The sequence below is a fragment of the Novosphingobium beihaiense genome (assembly GCF_022832375.1).
In the GTDB taxonomy this organism is placed as follows: domain Bacteria; phylum Pseudomonadota; class Alphaproteobacteria; order Sphingomonadales; family Sphingomonadaceae; genus Novosphingobium; species Novosphingobium beihaiensis.
The window spans coordinates 1-17,750 of record NZ_JALHLG010000064.1 but is presented as its reverse complement, the minus strand read 5'-3'; the positions used below and the strand labels follow the sequence as shown (position 1 = coordinate 17,750).

Here is a 17,750-nt window from a genome sequence, read left to right as displayed (position 1 = left end):
GCTGAATGGCGATCCGACCTAGCGCTCCAGACTGTGGAGCGGCGCACAAACATCCCATTCATCTCATTATGAGAAACGCCGTTTGGGTTCCGAACGCGGGGTTCCGGGATGTTGGTTATGGAGACGATGATAAAGATCCGTCGGGAGCATCGGACGCACGCGAAAGCACCATTTGCAGACCGTCAGGGCTGAATGTTGATTCGACCTAGTCGACGAACGCCGGTTTGTGGCGGGCCTGCGCGGCGAGGCGGATGTGGGCGTTGGGCGCGCCGTAGCCTGCATAGTCGCGTCGTTCGACCAGTTCGAAGAATACGCTGCGGTCCAGGGCGCGCGTGTAGAACTGGAAATATTCGCCCTCGCCGTCGCGGTCATAGAGAATGTCGTTTTCCGCCATGCGCGCGATCAGGTCGGGATCAAGGTCCCAGCGCGCGGCGAGGTCGTCATAGTAGTTGTCTGGAATATCAAGGCGCTCCACGCCCGCTTCGATCGCGCTTCTGGCGGCGCCGAAGATGTCGGGAACCCGGATCGCGATATGCTGGACGCCCGCACCGAAATAGTGATGGACGAAGCGGGAGGAGAGCGATTGGGCCGCGAGCGAGCCGTTGAGCGTGAAGCGTACCGCCCGGTCCGGCGATTCCACCGCCTGGCTGTTGACCAGCCCCATGGGGTCGGTGATCTCGATGCTCGTAGTCTTCTCCATGTCGAACAGGCTGACGTAGAGGAGGAGGACGCTCAGGAACTCCTCCAGATGCATTGCCTGCGCGACATGATCGACGATGGCGGCGTGCTGCGGGACGGCGGGAACGGGAGCTTCCGCTTCGCCGGGAAATTCGTGTGCCCACATGGCCGCGCGGCTGGCGGTCTCGACGAAGTAGATCAGGCCGCCGCCCACGCCGCGCACGCTGGGGATCGGCCATTCGTCCTGTGCGATCGTCTGTTCGAACTGGGCGATTTTCAGCGCATCCGCGCGAGCCAGCGCCCGATCGGCGGAATCGACCGCGATCCCGATGGCGCAGACGGACAGGCCGTGGACCACCTCGAAACTGTGGGCCAGCCCTTCCGGCTCGCAGTTGATCACGATGTTGACTTCGCCCTGCGTCCAGCGCGTCACGTCCTTGCTGCGGTGGCGGCCCGTGGGGCGAAAGCCGAGCGCGCGCAGCATGGCCGCAAGGCTTTCGGCTTCCTTGTGATTGGCCGCGAACTCGATGAATTCGATGCCCCGGGCCGGAACGCGAGGCGGGAGGGGCTCGGCCAGCGGCAGGCGCCGGCGGATACCTCCGGCCAGGAATTGAAGCGAGCGGTATCCGTCCAGCGCGACCCGGCTGGCGGAACCCGCGCGGAAGCGGTCATTGAAGATTTCGAGGCTCCAGTATCCCTGATAGCCGGTCTTGCGGATCGCCTCGGCCCATTCGTCGAGCGGGAAATCGCCTTGCCCCGGCATGCAGCGGAAATGGCGGCTCCAGCCCAGCAGGTCCATGTCCAGCACCGGCGCATCCGCCACTTGCACCAGGAACAGCTTCTCGCGCCGGATATCCCCGATGCTGCTGGAGGGTATCGCGCGCGAAAGCGAATGGAAACTGTCCAGCACCAGCCCGATCGCGGGATGATCGACATCGCGAACGATTGACCAGGCATCGCGATGATCGTTGACATGCCGTCCCCAGGCCAGCGCCTCATAGCCGATACGCATACCCCGCTTTGCCGCGCGTTCACCGGCTTCGTGGAGATCGGCGAGGATGCCCTCGCGCTCGCCCGAGGAGTGGGGCGCGCAGCTTGAGCAGGCGAGCAGCAGATCCGCGCCCAGCTCGCCCATGAGATCGAGCTTGCGCTCCAGCCGGTCAAACGCGCGCGCGCGCAGAGTGCCACTCAGCCCCTCAAGATCGCGGAAGGGCTGGAACATCGTGCAGGCAAGGCCAAGGTCCGCCATCATCGCGCGGATCTCGCGGGCATTCATGTGCGAAGAGAGCAGGTCGTTCTCGAAGATCTCGGCCCCGTCGAAACCGGCGGCCGCGATGGCCCGCAGCTTGTCTTCCAGAATGCCGCTGACGGAAACGGTGGCGATCGACGTTTTCATGTTCCGGGCTGCCTTCGCTGTTGCGCGCGGTCCTCGACACACATGCCGGTTCGACAGGCACGCCTCTCCGCCTCAGACCTTATCGCTTCGGAATATCATGCCGGCGGCATTGACAAAAGCATAAATGTAAGGGACTAGTTCGTAACAATTATGCAAAGGGCGAGGCGGCAACTGGCATGGAGACGAAAGCGGACTTAGGCGTTATCCAGCGCCCGTCACGCTCCGCCGATGCCCGCCGCCGGGCGCGCGGCGAGCCCGCCGTCACGGAGGATTCCTTGAATACGCCCGCAAAGCCGCCCCGCCGTTCCCATGCCCAGGCGCGCGAGGAGGCCATCGAGCAGATTATCGATATCGCGACGGCCGAATTCGTCGAGAAAGGGCTGGCCGGGGCCCGGATCGACGAGATCGCGGGCAAGGCCACCAAGCGCAAGATCTACTACTATTTCGGCGGCAAGGACGAACTCTACCGCGCGGTGCTCGAACGGGCCTACCTGCGGATGCGTGCCAGCGAGAACACGGTCGACCTGTCCGAAGGCACGGCCAGCGAAGCCTTGCGCCGCCTGATCGAGCACGACGTGCGATACCACTCGCAGCACCCCGAACTCGTACGGCTCGTCATGAACGAGAACATCCATCGCGGCGAGCACTTGCGGCAGATCGAAACGATCCGGGAAAAGAACCAGCCGGTGATCGATGTGCTGCGCAAGGTCATCGATCGCGGGGGTGCCGAAGGCGAATTCCGCGCGGGCATCGATCCTGTCGAACTGCACATGAACATCTCGGCACTGGCATTCTACAACGTCTCCAACCAGTACACTTTCGCCCACAACTTCGGGATCGACATGACCAGTCCCGAAGCCGTGTCGCGGCGGGCGAGCCAGGTTGCGGACATAATCCTGGCATGGGTCGCGCGGCCGGTATCGGAAAACTGAGGGCGCGCCGCGCCCCGGTCCTCCTCCCGCGCGCCCCTAAGCCAAAGGGGAGAGGACTTTGACTGCTATTGCAAACGCCCGCGCGGGCGAGGCTGCGACCCGCTGGACGCTTTCCGGCCTTGCCGCCGTGGCCCTGTGCTTCGTCATCAACATGGCCGATGGCATCGACGTCACCATTCTCTCCTACATCGCGCCGCGTCTTCAGGCCGACTGGTCGATCGGATCGGAGGTCATGGGCCGACTGTTCAGCGCCGGATTGCTGGGCATGGCGATCGGCGGGATGCTGATTGCCCCGCAGGCGGACCGTATCGGTCGGCGGCCGGTCATACTGGCCGCGCTCGCCTGCATGTCGGGCGGCACGATCGCCAGCGCCTATGCGCCGACAGTCGCCGTGCTGTTCGCCATGCGCGTGCTCGTCGGCATCGGGATCGGGACCGTTCTGGCCGCGATGGCCGCGCTCGCCGCGGAAAGCGCGCCGCCGCACCGGCGCGATCTGGCTGTGGGCATCGTTCAGGCGGGCTATCCGTTCGCGGCGATTTTTTCCGGTCTGCTCGTTGCGTGGCTGCTCCCAGTATACGGCTGGCGCATGATGTTTCTGGGGGCAGGCCTGCTTACGGTGATCCTGCTTCCAGCGGCTTGGCTAATCATTCCGCACCGGACCATACCTGGCCGCGGCGGATCGGGGCGCAAGCTGTCGATGCTGTTCGATGCCGAATTCCGGGGGCGGACGCTGGCGCTGTGGGGCGCGGTCTTCTTCGGCCTGATGGTGCTCTACTTCATCGTGAGCTGGATTCCCAAGCTGGCGATCGAGGCCGGTCTGTCCGAGACCGACGGCATCTACGCGGGCGCCACATACAATTTCGGAGCCTTTGCCGGCACGGCGCTGATGAGTCTGCTGACCGTGCGCGTGCGGCCGCGCGTGCTCGTGCCGGTCATGCTGCTGGGCGCGGGAGCGGCCATGCTCGTGTTCGGGGGCATGACCATGCCGGTGGCCGTCACGCTGCTCGTGGCCTTGCTGATCGGCGTGCTCCTGCAAGGCGGCTACAATGGCGTGTGGCCCATCGCGGCTTCGGCTTATCCGGAGGAAATCCGCGCCACGGCCGTGGGCTGGGCCATCGGCGTGGGCCGTGCGGGCGCGATCATCGGCCCGCTCATGGGGGGCTATCTGCTCGCGGCTCATGTGTCTCTGTTCACACTGTTTCTAGCCTATTGCGCGCCCTTGCTTGCCTGTGCCGCCTGCGCCGCGCTGGTACGCAGGCACAGTATCGAAGAGCATTGATTTCAAATTGACAGGAACTAGTTCGTAACATAAATATTGCCGCAGAGGCTGGCGAGAACGCTGGCCCGCGTGGGGAGATATCCGTGTCTTGTGCCATCGCTGCAGGTCCGGCTCTGGACCGTACCGGAATTTACGCGGCATGAGCGACCGGCAGACCGTGGTTGCGGGCCTGATCGGCCGGGGCATTGCCGCCTCCGCCTCGCCTGCGATCCATGAGGGCGAGGCACAGGCCCAGGGTCTGGCGATGTCTTATCTGCGTGTGGATTTCGATCGTCTTGGGCTTCCCGATTCCGCACTGGCGGATACGCTGGACTTTCTGGCGGGCATCGGATTTGCCGGGGTGAACGTCACGCATCCTTTCAAGCAGCAGGTCATGGATCTGCTCGATGAGGTCGAGGACACGGCCAGAGCCATGGGCGCGGTCAACTGCGTGCGTTTCGAAAACGGGCGCAAGATCGGCTTCAACAGCGACTGGATCGGTTTCGGCTGGCTGCTCGAAAGCGAATTTCCCGGCGAGCGTTTCGACCGGGTGGCCCAGATCGGCGCGGGCGGTGCCGGTTCCGCCACGGCCTTTGCCCTGCTGCACCGTGGAGTCCGCGAACTGCGCCTTTTCGATACGGACGCGGCGCGCCGCGAAGCTTTGGCAGAACGCTTGCGCCTGTCCTTCCCCGATGTCCGCGTGACTGTCTGCGAAACACCGCAGACCGCGATCGAGGGATGCGACGGCATTGTCCAGTCGACGCCGGTCGGAATGGCCGCGCATCCCGGAATGCCGTTCGATCCCGGCCTTCTGCGCACCGGCCAGTGGCTAGCCGACGTCATCTACTTCCCGCGCGAGAGCGAGCTGGTGCTCGCCGCCCGCGCGAAAGGGCTGAAGGCGGTCGGCGGCGAAGCCATGGTTGTGGGGCAGGCGGCCGATCCCTTTCACCGTTTTACCGGGCTCTCGCCCGACCGGGGGCGGATGATGAACGCCCTTCGCCATCGCCTCGGGGCCGCCGCCCCGGAGCATCCGCAAACCTGAGAAAGGGCGAACAAGCCCTTCGGAAACGTCCTTCGGAGCACAGTCGCAACATCCGTCAGTACGCCAGCAACGATACCAACGAATACAGTGGAGGGAGAGGCCATGAAGAACGCCATTTTCGGGATAAGCGCATCCGTTCTTGCGCTTTGCGTGCCGCAAATCGTCCGGGCACAGGATACCGGTGCTAAGCCAGGGGGCGGTGAGGCGACCGTCAACGAGATCATCGTCACCGGGCAAAAGCGATCCGAAAACCTGCAGGAGATTCCCGCCGCCGTCAGCGTGCTGGGCGGAGACAGTCTCGTCAATGTCGGCGTTGAGCAGATGGACGACCTGCAAAACGCGGTGCCCGGCCTGTCGATCAGCAGTGCCGGTCTGACCCAGGCGGTCAATATCCGCGGCATTGGCCTTGCCAGCACTTCGCCCAACGCGGCGAACGGTGTGGCGACTTACTTCGACGGGGTTTTCCAGCCGCCCATCGTTTCCACCAACAGCTTCTACGATATCGGTTCGGTCGAGGTCTTCCGGGGGCCGCAGGGCACGTTCGTCGGTTCGAACTCAACCGGCGGCGCGATCTTCATCACCAGCCGGAACCCGGAACTGGGCCACTACGGCGGCAACTTCACGCTGGAAACCGGCAATTACAACCGCGTCGGCGCCAACGGAGCGCTCAACGTGCCTCTTGGCGATACGATCGCCGTGCGCGCGGCGGGCATCTACCGCAACCGCGACAGTTTCTACACGATGGAAGATCCCAGCCTGGGCAACCCCGGCAAGCTGCACGAATACGCCGGCCGCCTCGGCGTCTATTTCGAACCGTCGAGCAACTTCAGCGCTCTGTTCAAGGCCGAAGTGGCCCGCAAGGATACCGGCGGCTATGCCTACCGCCCGATCCTGGGAACCCGCTACGAGGACTATCGCACCGACGACATCTACAAGCTCAATTACAATTCGCCGACCCGCAACAGGGAGAAGGCGGAGCAATATACCGCCAAGCTCGATTACACGACCGACGGCGGCGTGATCTTCCGCTCGATCAGCGGCTATCAGAACAAGCGCATTTCCAACTTCTACGATGTCGATGGCAGCGACGGCGCCGGCTTCACGCAGGACCAGTTCGTGCGCGAGCGCGTGTGGACGCAGGAAGTGAACGTGATCTCGCCCGACGAGGGCATGCTGCGTTGGATCTTCGGCGGCTACTACCAGAGGAACAAGGTGCTGGTGGACATCTCGAACGATCCGGCCAGTGCCGTGCACGTCGATATCGACATCCGGAACCGCAAGATCACAACCGGCCTTTTCGGCCAGGTCAGCTTCCACGCCAACGATCAGTTCTGGGTCGATCTCGGCGCACGCTACAGCACTTACAAAGTGCGGGGCGAAGGCGCGGTCTCGCTCGTCACACCGGGCGGGACAAGATACCTCGCCGATCCGGGCGGGCACGAGAAAGACCACAAGCTGACCGGCAAGCTGGCGCTGAACTGGCAGCCCAGCCCCGATCACCTGTTCTACGGCTTCGTGGCGAAAGGCTACAAGTCCGGCGGCTACTCGTCACCGACGACGACATTCAAGCCGGAAACGATCGTGGACTACGAACTGGGCTGGAAAGGCACGTTCGCCAATGGCGCGATCACCACGCAGCTCGGCGGGTTCTATTACGACTACAACAACTTCCAGCTCGATGCGCTCAGCCCGCTGACCGGCCGCACCACGCTGATCAACCTGACGAACGCGACGGTGAAGGGGCTTGAAGCGCAAGTCCAGGCCCGGGCTGGCGGCCTGCACCTGACCGGCAGCGTAGCCTATACCGATTCCAAGCTGGGCGGCACCGATTTCGTCGACGCCCGCGCGGTCGCCTATGCCTATCCCGGATCGAGCAGCGTGCCGCCATGCGCGGCGGGCGAAACCCCGTCCTCCACGCCGCCCTACAATTGCATCGCATATGGCGACTTCATGAACACCACTGCGGGCGGGCCGAACCTGTTCTCCCCCAAGTGGACATGGAACCTCTCGGCCGACTACGAAATTCCCGTCGGAGAGAAATTGACGATCACCCCGCGCGCGAGCCTTTCGCATGTCGGTTCGCGCTATACCTATATCGCTTATGATCCGGTGCGTGACCGTCTCGCCGCTTACGATCTCGTCAACGCATCGATCGATTTCGCCTTTGACCGTTTGACCTTCTCGGTCTGGGGAACCAATCTGGCCAAGGAAAAGTACGCGACCGGCCAGATCAACAATACGAGCGAGTTCTACGGCGCCCCGCGCGAGTACGGAATTCGCATGAAGGTGGAACTCTGATGCAACGCCGTAACCTCCTGTTCGCCTCCTGTGCTCCTCTGCTCCTGACGTTCGCGGCGGGCGCTTGTGCGGGGCACGGCGAAACGGCGGTTACGGCAAACAAGGCTGTCGCAGAGCATGGCCTGCCCGCACGCTGCCAGAGCCTTGCCGCGAACCTTGCCGCCAGCGTTCCCGCCGACAGCCCGGTCTCCGGTCTTGTCGTCACCAAGAGCCGCTGGGTCGAAGCGGGAACGCGCGTGCCCACCCGTGAGGGGCAGAGCGCGCCCTTGCCTGCCCACTGCCTTGTCGAGGGGCATTTCGCGGAGCATCAGGGCCTGATCGGCGGATCTTATGCGATCGGCTTTCGCATGCGTCTTCCCGAGGCATGGAACCGGCGCTTCTTCTTCCAGGGCGGCGGCGGTTCCGATGGCGTGGTGGGAGATGCCACCGGGCCCAACGGCAGCGGCAACGAACTGGCGCTCTCGCGCGGATATGCCGTGATCGCGCAGGATTCCGGGCACGACAACGCCACCAATACCCTGCCCAGCCACCAGAATGAACTGGTCTTCGGCTTCGATCCCGAAGCGCGGCGCAATTACGGCCATGCCAGCCTGCCGCAGACCAATGCCCTGGGGCATTTCCTCCTCCACGCCTTCTATGGGCAGGACAGCGCGACGAACATCTTCTGGGGCTGTTCCAAGGGCGGACAGGAAGGCATGGCCTTCGCGCAGCGCTATCCCGATGCTTTCGACGGTATTGTCGCGATGGCACCGGGCATGTCGCTGCCGCGCGCGGCCCTCGCCGAGGCCTGGAACACACAAAGCCTCGCCGCGATCCTCAAGGCCCGCGGCCAGAAGCCGACGATCGCCGCGCTGAAGACCGCTTTCACGCAAGACCAGCTCGCGCTCGTCGCCGATTCCACCCTGGCCGCCTGCGACGCCCTCGACGGAGTGGCCGACGGAGTCATCGCAGCGGTGGGGCAGTGCACCACGAAGCGCGTCCTGCCCGAACTGAAAAAGCGCGAATGCCGTCCCGGTACGAGCAAGACATGCCTCGAACCCGTGCAGATCGAGGCGCTTGTGCGCATGATGCGGGGGCCGCATGACAGCTCTGGCAAGCCTCTCTACGCGGCATTTCCGTGGGACCGGGGCATGACCGCGCCGGGCTGGTCGATGTGGGAAACCGGGCTTGAGAACGGCCCCCCCTCGCTCAATGTCGTGCTGGGCGGCGGCTCGCTGGCAGCAGTCTTCACCACGCCGCCGACAGCGCTCGGCGCGGATCCGGAGAACCGGCTGGCCTGGCAGCTTGCCTTCGATTTCGATAGCGATGCGCGGAAGATATACGCCGTCAAACCGCCTTTCACGACATCCGCCTGGCAGGACGTGGGCATGCGCTCGACGGACCTTTCCGCCTTCCGCGCGCACGGCGGCAAACTGATCGTGCCGCAAGGCGCCTCGGACCCGGTCTTCTCCGTGCTGGACACGATCGGCTGGTGGCGAAAGCTGAACAAGGAAAGCGGCGGCACGGCCGCCAGCTTCGCGCGGGTTTTCCCGGTGCCCGGCATGAACCATTGCGGCGGCGGCCCCGCGACCAGCCACTTCGACAGCCTGAGCGTCCTCGAACGCTGGGTCGTCGAGGACAAGGCGCCGGATGCGATCCCGGCCCATGCAGGAGACGATACCCCGTTCCCCGGACGCAGCATGCCGCTGTGCGCCTATCCGGCCATCGCCACGGGCAGCAAGAAAGACGGCGTCATTCGGTACCGGTGCACCATCCCGGCGCCCCACTGACACAAAGCGAGCGCCCGTCGCACAGGGCAGCGGGTAAGCGCGCTGCCCCACCGGGCAGGCAGATCGTTTCAAGGCACTGGACGTGAGAACGGTGAACTGCGGCAGGCCAACAAGATCCTGCGCGAACTGGACTGAGTAAAGTTGAAGTGATGTCCACGGATGGCATGTGCGAATTGATGCACAAGGCCTGATCATGGCCTTCAGTTCACTTGCGAAAAGCTCACAGAACTGGCCTCACACCGGTCAGTTACAGGAACATATCCAAGATAGAATTGCATCCCTTTTGGCGCGATTTGCGCCGCCGTAGCTTTTGCACCGTGCACGGCCGCGCGACATAAATCGAGCGGCCGGGCTTCGGCACAGTTTGCGTGGGCAGACAGGAGCAGGCCGGCAAGACATCGAACTGGCAACTCACGACCGCGGGTCGCAATTCCGGAGCCAAACTTAGATGACCTGCAAACCTGATTGCATGCGTTTCGGGGCTTTCATCGCGCCCTATCACAGCCTTGCCGAGAACCCGACGCTGATCCTCGAAAGGGACATGCAGCTTGTCGAACTGATGGACCGGCTGGGCTACGACGAGGCCTGGATCGGGGAGCATCACTCCGCGGGCTTCGAATCCATTGCCTCGCCTGAACTGTTCATCGCGATGGCGGCCGAACGCACGCGCCATATCCGGCTGGGGACCGGGGTCAGTTCGCTGACCTATCATCACCCGCTGATCCTGGCCGACCGCGTCGTCCAGCTCGATCACCAGACGCGGGGACGGATCATGTTCGGCGCGGGGCCAGGCCAGTTGCCCTCCGACGCCGCGATGCTCGGGATCGATCCCGCGAAGCAGCGCGACATGATGGTGGCCGCGCTCGAAACCATTCTCGACTTGTTCGACGGCAAAGTGGTGAACCGCGACGAAGGATGGTTCCGGGTGATCGACGGACGCCTGCAGGTTCTGCCCTACCAGCGCCCGCGTATGGAAGTGGCTGTGGCCTGCGCGGTGACACCGAATGGCCCGATGACCGCCGGACGGCTGGGCGCTTCGATGCTATCGGTCGCCGCGTCGAGTGGTGCAGGCTTTGCCGCGCTGCCCGATCACTGGCGTATCTGCGAGGAAGCAGCGCGCGAGGCAGGCCGGACGGTCCATCGCGATAGCTGGCGCATTGTCGCGCCGGTCCACGTCGCCGAAACGCGCGAGCAGGCGCTGAAGGACGTCTCGCACGGCATCATGGACAGTGTCGTCGACTACTTGCGCAAGCTGGGCATGGAGAAGGCGCTGCCCTCGATCGCCGGGCTGGAAACGGGCGAACAGGCCGCGAAGGCATGGGCGGACAACACCTGGGCCACGTTCGGCACGCTGACCTACGGCACGCCGGATGATGTCGCCGAGCGGATCGAGCAGATGCTCGATCAATCGGGCGGCTTCGGCACATTCCTGTTCCTGGCGCACAATGCCGCGGATTGGGAGGCGACGCGCAAGAGCTACGACCTGTTCGCGCAGTATGTCATGCCCCGCTTCCAGGACCGCGACCGGCGCACGCAATCGGTCGACTGGGCCGCCGCCCGGGCCGGAGAACTGATCGGCGCGATGGGCAAGGCGACCGAGCAGGCGATCGAGAAGCACAAGGACCGGTTGCATCAGAGCTGAAGCCAGTTCGTCCTAAGGGCTGTCGAGCAGGCGATCGAGAAGCACAAGGACCGGTTGCATCAGAGCTGAAGCCAGTTCGTCCTAAGGGCTGTCGAGCAGGCGATCGAGAAGCACAAGGACCGGTTGCATCAGAGCTGAAGCCAGTTCGTCCTAAGGGCTGTCGAGCAGGCGATCGAGAAGCACAAGGACCGGTTGCATCAGAGCTGAAGCCAGTTCGTCCTAAGGGCTGTGGGGATTCAGACCCTAAGCTACCTGCAGCCGGCTTTCGGGCGCACCCGGCAGACGGCGCCAGCCGTCGGCATCCATAGCTTGGCTGGCCTGCCACTCGCCGATCGAGAGCCCGGTCCAGCCGTGGAACGCGCGCCGGAAACTGCCTGCGTCCTTGAAGCCCAGAAGATGGGCTATCGTCTTCACGTTGTTCAGATCCTCGCGCAGCAGGACTTTCGCGCGCTTGAGGCGGAAATTGCGAACAAGCTGCTGGTAGTTCAGCCCGTGCAGATGCAGTTCGCGCTGGAGCGAACGGCAACTGGTCCCGAGTGAGACCGCCATCTCTTCCAGCGAGGGCATACCGCCGGACGACATCAGCATGAGATCCTCAAGCTGCTCGATGACCGAACGCTCGCCGGTCAGGACCGCCAGCGACTTGTCGCATTGCTCGATGCAGACATGGCTGACGTCGCCATCGTAGGAACGGATCGGACGGTCCAGATCAGCCCGCAGCCCGTGATAGGCAGGCTGTTCCTGACCGTAGCGGATGTGGCTGGCATCCAGCGCATCGTAGAGCGCCGTTTCGGCCGGGCGCGCGAAGGAGAAATCGATGCGGTGCGTGCTGGCGGGCGCATCGGTCAGCTCCTCGATTACCGGGCCGAGCGCGGCGATGGAGATTTCCTGACAGAACCGCAGGGCTTCCGCGGACATGATCCGGCAGGGCACGAACTGCATGCACCACTTGTCCCCGCTCTCGCTCATCGTGTTGATCAGCGGATGGCCGACGAGACGGCAGTAGCGGTTGAGATATTCGAAGGCGTCGCGCAGCGTCGGCATGCTCATCATCGAGAAACCGACGATTCCGAAATCGCGGATCTTGCAGGCAAGGCCGCACTGGATCGCGAAGTCGCGCGGCGTGCGACGCGCCAGACAATCGAACAGCCCAGCGATCTGGTCCAGGTCCATCGGGCGCAGCGCCTCGATATCGGCCCAGCTCGTGCCGCTGCCGTGCAGTATTTCGTGCGGCGAGAGACCCATTTCCAGAGCGCGTTGAAGATAGACACGCAATGTTACGGGTTTGAACCCCATGCCCCCTCTCCTCGTTCATTTTGTTTTAGTTAGGGCAAAATCACGCAAGCAGGCCGGGATTGTCAAGTTCCCCGGCCGTTCGAGCGACAAAACGAAGCGGGGCGCGCGATCGCTCGCGCGCCCCGAGGGGGTAGGCCGGCAGCGATGAGTACCGCTGCCGAAAAGGGTCCTTAGAAATCGACGCGCAACGCCACGCCATACGTCCGGGGAGCGCCGAAGGTCGCGGATTCAACCGAGAAGTTCTGTGCACCAGCCGAACCGCCGGTGTAATAGACCTTGCCGGTCAGGTTCTTGACGAACAGGCTGGCCTTGACGCCCGAGCCCATGATCTCGTCCCAGTCCAGCCGCATATTGACCAGCGTATAGGCAGGCAGTTTCGTGCCCGGCTGCAGCGTGCCGCCCAGGTTCGAGAAGTAGAACGAGGACTGGTTGTACACCTCGACATGGTAGTTGAGGCTCCCGGCTTCGCCCGGCAGGTCGAGCGAGGTATCGGCATAGACGCTGCCCGAGAACTTCGGCACATCGCCGAACGGGCCGTAGACCACCGGCTGTCCGAACAGGCTGGAAGTGGCCTCGGTGAACTTGGCATCGGTATAGGTCATCGTGCCGCCCAGGCTCAGCCAGGAAGCGGGCTGGATGCCGAGATCGGCCTCAATGCCCTTGATCTTGGCCTTGGGCACATTGATCGTGGCCGATGACACGGTGCCGCCGATCACGGTGTAGGCGGTCTTCTGGATGTTCGTCACCCAGCTCTGGTACAGCGCGACATTGGCCCGGACCGGAATGCCGGCGCCATCGCCGCTGTACTTGATGCCGATTTCCGCATCGCGCACCTTCTCGGGAAGGAAGTAGTTGCCGCCCGATCCCGTCGCTGCCGTCGTCGGCGTTGCCGTTGGCGGGTTGAAGGGATTGAAGCCACCCCGGCGCCAGCTTCCGCGCGTGGTCGCATAGAGCATGAGGTCGGGGCTGACGTGATAGTCGAGCGAGACGGTCCAGCTCGGATCGTCCTGCTTGACCTGCTGCGGGTTGCCCGCGCCGAAGATCGACTGTTCGAGCTGCCTGAGCGTGATCTTCTCCCAGGTGTAACGCCCGCCCAGCGTGAGGCTGAGCTGGTCGGTCAGCTTGTAGGTGGCCTGTCCGAAGACCGCGAACGACCTGTTCCCGGTCTTGGCGTTGTAGGCCACCGAAAAATCCAGCGCGCCGAGCCACAGCGGCGAGAAGTAGTCTTCGGTGGAATCGATGTAGAACACGCCGGCCAGCCAGTTCAGCCGATCGTCCGGCGTGGCGCCCTGTATCTGCAGTTCGTCGGACCAGGTGCGGGTCGAGCTGGTCTCGACCGGCAGATCCTCACCCGTCAGTTCCAGCGAAGGGGAATACTGCTGGACGATGGGGTAGGGCGAATAGTCGGTGTCGTAATTGATCGCGTTCTTGGAGAACGAGAAGCCGAAGACGTTCTTGATCGTGATGTACGGCGACACTTCGAAGTTGGTCTTGTTGACCACCATCTCGCTGTGCGCCCGGTGGAAGAAGGGCGCGTTGGCATTGACGACGTACTTGCCCTGCGAGCGCAGGAATTCGGGCAGATCCTCGAAACCGCCCGGATAGACGTATCCCGACGGGTAGCCCGGGAACAGGCCACCGGCGAGCAGGCTGTCGAAGAACGGCTGGTTGTCCGGCGAATAGGTGCACGAATTGAAGCCGTAATCGTCGCCGCACGGGATCGTGTGGTACATCGTGTTGGGCGCGTTGGTGCCGGTGCTCTTGCTGATTTGCACCGTGGTCACGTTGGTCAGCGATTCGACCGGGCGCAGCAGCAGGCTGAAGCGGCCGGACCGGTTCTGGCTGTCACCCAGCAGCTTGCCGTCGTAGAGGTTGCGCACATAGGCGCCGCCCGATGTCGCGGTGCCTGCCAGGCGCACCAGCACCTTGTCGTCCACCAGCGGCAGGTTGAGCGCGCCTTCGGCAATCAGCTTGTCGCGGTTGCCGTACTGGATCGAGGCATAGCCGGTGAAATAGTTTACGGGCTCCTGCGTCTGGAACAGCACCGCGCCGCCAGTGGAATTGCGGCCGAACAGCGTGCCCTGCGGGCCCTTGACGGCCTGCACGCTTGCCAGATCATAGAATGCCGTCGCCGAGATCGTCGGAAACGGCACTTCGTTGATATAGGGCTGCACCCCCGGCGGCGAGCCCGAATAGGCATCAACGGATTCCCCGCGCATCACATAGTTGAGCTGGTTGGAGTTGTTCGAGGTGCGAACCACCAGCCCAGGAATGGCGATCTGCAGATCCGCCTCGGTATGAACGCCGCGCGTTTCCAGCGCCTCGGACCCGATTGCGGCGACGGTCAGCGGCACGTCCTGAATCGCTTCGTTGCGCCGCCGCGCCGTCACGATGATTTCCTTCTGGCTGGACACTCCATCGGCCGGTGCCTGCGCCCACGCCGGCGCCGCCGACAGCAGCATCGGCAGCAGGCTGGCACTGCAAAGGGCATACCGGCCCTTTCGCTTTATGCCCCTCCGCTGCATGTTATTGCCCGTCATCGAGAGTTCTTTTGCCATCACGTTACCCCCCTCATCGCTTGTTGTCTGATTTGCCCTGTGTTTGCTCTTGTGCGGCCGCGATCTCGGCCTTGCGCGCCACGTAGGCGCGAATGTCCTCCGCCTGCCCGGGGCTCAGCCAGGCCTTGAAGCTGGCCATGCCGCCCGCCGAAAGCGCACCGTCGATCACGATCGCGCGCCAGGCCTGTGCATCCGACAGCGCCACCGAACGCCGCAGATCCGGAACGACCCCGGCGGACTGCGCCCCGGTGCCGTGGCAGCGGTAGCAATTGGCGGTGTAGAGCAGCCGCCCGGCATCGATGCTTTTCCGGCTGAAATGTTCGTCCGGCAGATTGAGCGCAGCCAGCGGCGCGCGTTCGACCGGCGCCATCTTGGCCTTGCCGCCGAGCCGGAACACCAGCACCCGCCCGTTGGGGCGCGGCGTCGGCGTGTCAGCCGCCTCGCCGAGGCCGAAACCGCCGCCGTATCCGGCCACAATCGCGATGTACTGCACGCCGTCCAGCGCATAGCTGACCGGCGCGGCGATGATCCCGTCCTGCGCCTGGAACTGCCAGACGAGCTTGCCGTTGTCCGCCCGGCGCGCCTCGAAAGTGCCGGAGCCCGTGCCCTCGAACACCAGCCCTCCGGCCGTCGCCAGAACGCCGCCGTTCTGCACGGCCGAATGACGCACCGACCAGACTTCCTTCTGCGCGACAGGGTCCCACGCCACGAGGCGCCCCTCGAAGCTGGCGGTGCCCTTCCTGAGCACTTCGGGATCATCCGGCGCTTCCAGCAGGTGCTGGTCGATCGCGGTGTTCCAGGTGCCTGGCTTGAACTGGAAGGCCGGATCCTGCCCATAGACCATCACGAACCGGTAGGTCGGCAGATAGACCAGCCCGGTCTGCGGGCTGTAGGCCATGGGCTGCCAGTTGTGCCCGCCCAGCGCCGAGGGCTTCATCGCGAAAGGCGCCTTTTCGTAGCGCGCATCCGGGTTGATGATCGGGCGGCCGGTGGTCATGTCCACGCCCTTGGCCCAGTTCATCGCGACGAAATTCTTCGCCGAGATCAGCTTTCCGCTTTCACGGTCGATGACGTAGAAAAAGCCGTTCTTGGGCGCCTGCATCAGCACCTTGCGCGGTTTTCCATCGATCGTCAGCGTGGCCAGAATGATCGGCTGAGTGGCAGTGAAATCCCAGCTTTCGCCCGGCGTTTCCTGATAGTGCCACTTGTAGGCCCCGGTATCGGGATCGAGCGCCACGATCGAGGACAGGAACAGATTGTCGCCCTTGCCATCAGAGCGCACTTTCCGGTTCCACGGCGATCCGTTGCCGACGCCGATGTAGAGCTGGTGCAGTTCGGGGTCGTAGACGATGGCATCCCACGCCGTGCCGCCACCGCCATAGTCGTACCAGTGGCCCGCCCAGGTCTTCAGCGTCTTCTGCTTGAGCACATCGTCCGACGCCGCGCCATCGGGGCCCGCCTTCGGATCGCCCGGCACGGTGTAGAAACGCCAGACCTGCTTGCCCGTTTTCAGATCGTAGGCGGTCACATAGCCGCGCACGCCGTATTCGGCGCCGCCGTTGCCGATCACCACCTTGCCGTCGAACACGCGCGGCGCGCCAGTGATGGTATAGGGCTTGGCCGGATCGGTCGTCTGCACCGACCAGACCTGCTTGCCGGTCTTCGCATCGATCGCGATCAGCCGCCCGTCGAGCGCCCCCAGCAGCACAAGGCCATCCGCCACGGCAACGCCGCGGTTCACGACGTCGCAACAGGCCCGGAAGCCGATCTCGCCCGGAACTTGCGGATCGTAGCGCCAAAGCTGCTTGCCGCTCTTCGCATCGAGAGCATAGACCCGCGACCACGCGGTCGAGACGTACATGACGCCGTCCCTGACGATCGGCGTCGCTTCCTGCCCGCGGTTGGTATCCAGCTCGAAGCTCCACGCGAGTCCGAGCGATTTCGCATTATCCGCATCGACCGAGACAAGCGGGCTGAAACGCTGCTCCAGATCGGTGCCCCCGTGGCTGGGCCATTCCTGCGCCGCGCCGCCGTGCGGTGCGCTGCAGGAGGGCAGGAGCGTCATCAGCACCGCGGCAGAGCAGACTGCCAGGGTCTGGCGTTTGAGGACGCAGACCGCCATCAGACCTCCCCTCCCTGCGGCAAGCCTCTTCGGATCGCCTCCACCAGCCCCGGTACATGCCGGTAGACCGGATCGTCGCAGGCCGAAGTCCCCGCCGGGAACGGGCGCACCACGTCGAGCGGAGCCTCACTGGGCGCGAATTGCTCCGCCCAGTCGACGCAAACCGAGCGGGAGGCGAAGAGCCAGCGACCGTCCAGCTTGCGGTAGGTATCGAAGTGACGGTTGACCACGATCATGTTGAAAGGACGCTCGCCCTTCGTCCGCAGAAACGCCGTGCCGCGTGCCTCGCTTTCGGCGATGTTTCCGTCCGTGCGTACCAGCAGACTGGAAATTGTGTGCGTGGCTATCTCGAAGAAGCCGAGAATGGGCCTTAGCCACGTAACGAACCCGTCTATTCCGCCACTGTAGTCCCCATGATGTTCAACGGCATCCGGCAGGTAGAGTCCCTGAAGAAGGTCGAGATCACCGCGATCAATCGCATGGACATATCGAGCATGCAGATCGTCCAGCGCACGCAGATCTTCGGCAGAGCCTATGCTCAGCAACATTCCCTCCCATGTCTATTCTTGGAAGGAATCTCGCATCGGCCCTCAATGGACAATGCGCTGTGCGATGCAAATCACGCCAATATTGCTGCAAACCGGCTTTGTGCGTAGATCGGCCTGCGGTTAGCCTTCTGGTTTTGATGCCAGGCGGTTACGCGATGCGCTGAGTTTGAGGCGTTTCGAGTACCGTGAAACGGTTGAGCATGGTGGCGCG

11 protein-coding genes are annotated in these 17,750 nt (G+C 63.9%); 6 read left to right on the top strand and 5 right to left on the bottom strand.

Annotation, left to right across the window (positions count from 1 at the left end; all coding sequences use genetic code 11):
* Positions 1-205: 205 nt before the first annotated feature.
* The gene (locus MTR66_RS20165; RefSeq protein ID WP_243924322.1) at positions 206-2,074 is read right to left on the bottom strand and encodes a bifunctional sugar phosphate isomerase/epimerase/4-hydroxyphenylpyruvate dioxygenase family protein; all 1,869 of its coding nucleotides are present in this window, start codon (positions 2,072-2,074) and stop codon (positions 206-208) included.
* 275 nt (positions 2,075-2,349) lie between these two features.
* Here MTR66_RS20165 and MTR66_RS20160 point away from each other — a divergent pair, with 275 nt between their 5' ends.
* From MTR66_RS20160 to MTR66_RS20135, 6 genes are all read left to right on the top strand, one after another.
* Complete coding sequence (locus tag MTR66_RS20160) at positions 2,350-3,006, top strand: TetR/AcrR family transcriptional regulator (RefSeq protein ID WP_243924320.1); 657 nt, start codon at positions 2,350-2,352, stop codon at positions 3,004-3,006.
* Between the two features lie 58 nt (positions 3,007-3,064).
* Complete coding sequence (locus MTR66_RS20155) at positions 3,065-4,285, top strand: MFS transporter (RefSeq protein ID WP_243924318.1); 1,221 nt, start codon at positions 3,065-3,067, stop codon at positions 4,283-4,285.
* A gap of 139 nt (positions 4,286-4,424) precedes the next feature.
* The gene (locus MTR66_RS20150; RefSeq protein ID WP_243924316.1) at positions 4,425-5,306 is read left to right on the top strand and encodes a shikimate dehydrogenase; all 882 of its coding nucleotides are present in this window, start codon (positions 4,425-4,427) and stop codon (positions 5,304-5,306) included.
* Positions 5,307-5,408: 102 nt separating this feature from the next.
* Entirely contained in the window at positions 5,409-7,604 is a 2,196-nt protein-coding gene (locus tag MTR66_RS20145; protein ID WP_243924314.1) for a TonB-dependent receptor, read from the top strand.
* Positions 7,604-9,373, top strand: a complete 1,770-nt coding sequence (locus tag MTR66_RS20140) for a tannase/feruloyl esterase family alpha/beta hydrolase (protein WP_243924312.1) — start codon at positions 7,604-7,606, stop codon at positions 9,371-9,373. Before MTR66_RS20145 ends, MTR66_RS20140 begins: the two co-directional genes overlap by 1 nt.
* A gap of 448 nt (positions 9,374-9,821) precedes the next feature.
* Positions 9,822-11,015: an LLM class flavin-dependent oxidoreductase gene (locus MTR66_RS20135; RefSeq protein WP_243924304.1), complete on the top strand. Its 1,194-nt coding sequence runs from the start codon at positions 9,822-9,824 to the stop codon at positions 11,013-11,015.
* Positions 11,016-11,258: 243 nt separating this feature from the next.
* Here MTR66_RS20135 and MTR66_RS20130 read toward each other — a convergent pair whose 3' ends face one another.
* The 4 genes from MTR66_RS20130 to MTR66_RS20115 form a co-directional block, all read right to left on the bottom strand.
* Complete coding sequence (locus MTR66_RS20130) at positions 11,259-12,311, bottom strand: AraC family transcriptional regulator (protein ID WP_243924302.1); 1,053 nt, start codon at positions 12,309-12,311, stop codon at positions 11,259-11,261.
* A 170-nt stretch (positions 12,312-12,481) separates the two neighbouring features.
* On the bottom strand, positions 12,482-14,773 hold the full coding sequence (locus MTR66_RS20125; protein ID WP_243924299.1) for a TonB-dependent receptor: 2,292 nt from the start codon (positions 14,771-14,773) through the stop codon (positions 12,482-12,484).
* A 109-nt stretch (positions 14,774-14,882) separates the two neighbouring features.
* On the bottom strand, positions 14,883-16,991 hold the full coding sequence (locus MTR66_RS20120) for a PQQ-dependent dehydrogenase, methanol/ethanol family (protein WP_243924297.1): 2,109 nt from the start codon (positions 16,989-16,991) through the stop codon (positions 14,883-14,885).
* Positions 16,991-17,539: a nuclear transport factor 2 family protein gene (locus MTR66_RS20115; RefSeq protein ID WP_243924296.1), complete on the bottom strand. Its 549-nt coding sequence runs from the start codon at positions 17,537-17,539 to the stop codon at positions 16,991-16,993. The genes MTR66_RS20120 and MTR66_RS20115 overlap by 1 nt, the downstream gene beginning before the upstream one ends.
* Between the last annotated feature and the right edge of the window lie 211 nt (positions 17,540-17,750).

Excerpts from the sequence above, each read along its gene's own strand:
- MTR66_RS20165 (WP_243924322.1), bottom strand. The coding sequence starts at position 2,074 with ATGAAAACGTCGATCGCCACCGTTTCCGTCAGCGGCATTCTGGAAGAC.
- MTR66_RS20150 (WP_243924316.1), top strand. The coding sequence starts at position 4,425 with ATGAGCGACCGGCAGACCGTGGTTGCGGGCCTGATCGGCCGGGGCATT.
- MTR66_RS20145 (WP_243924314.1), top strand. The coding sequence starts at position 5,409 with ATGAAGAACGCCATTTTCGGGATAAGCGCATCCGTTCTTGCGCTTTGC.
- MTR66_RS20140 (WP_243924312.1), top strand. The coding sequence starts at position 7,604 with ATGCAACGCCGTAACCTCCTGTTCGCCTCCTGTGCTCCTCTGCTCCTG.
- MTR66_RS20135 (WP_243924304.1), top strand. The coding sequence starts at position 9,822 with ATGACCTGCAAACCTGATTGCATGCGTTTCGGGGCTTTCATCGCGCCC.
- MTR66_RS20130 (WP_243924302.1), bottom strand. The coding sequence starts at position 12,311 with ATGGGGTTCAAACCCGTAACATTGCGTGTCTATCTTCAACGCGCTCTG.
- MTR66_RS20125 (WP_243924299.1), bottom strand. The coding sequence starts at position 14,773 with ATGCTGCTGTCGGCGGCGCCGGCGTGGGCGCAGGCACCGGCCGATGGA.
- MTR66_RS20120 (WP_243924297.1), bottom strand. The coding sequence starts at position 16,991 with ATGGCGGTCTGCGTCCTCAAACGCCAGACCCTGGCAGTCTGCTCTGCC.
- MTR66_RS20115 (WP_243924296.1), bottom strand. The coding sequence starts at position 17,539 with ATGTTGCTGAGCATAGGCTCTGCCGAAGATCTGCGTGCGCTGGACGAT.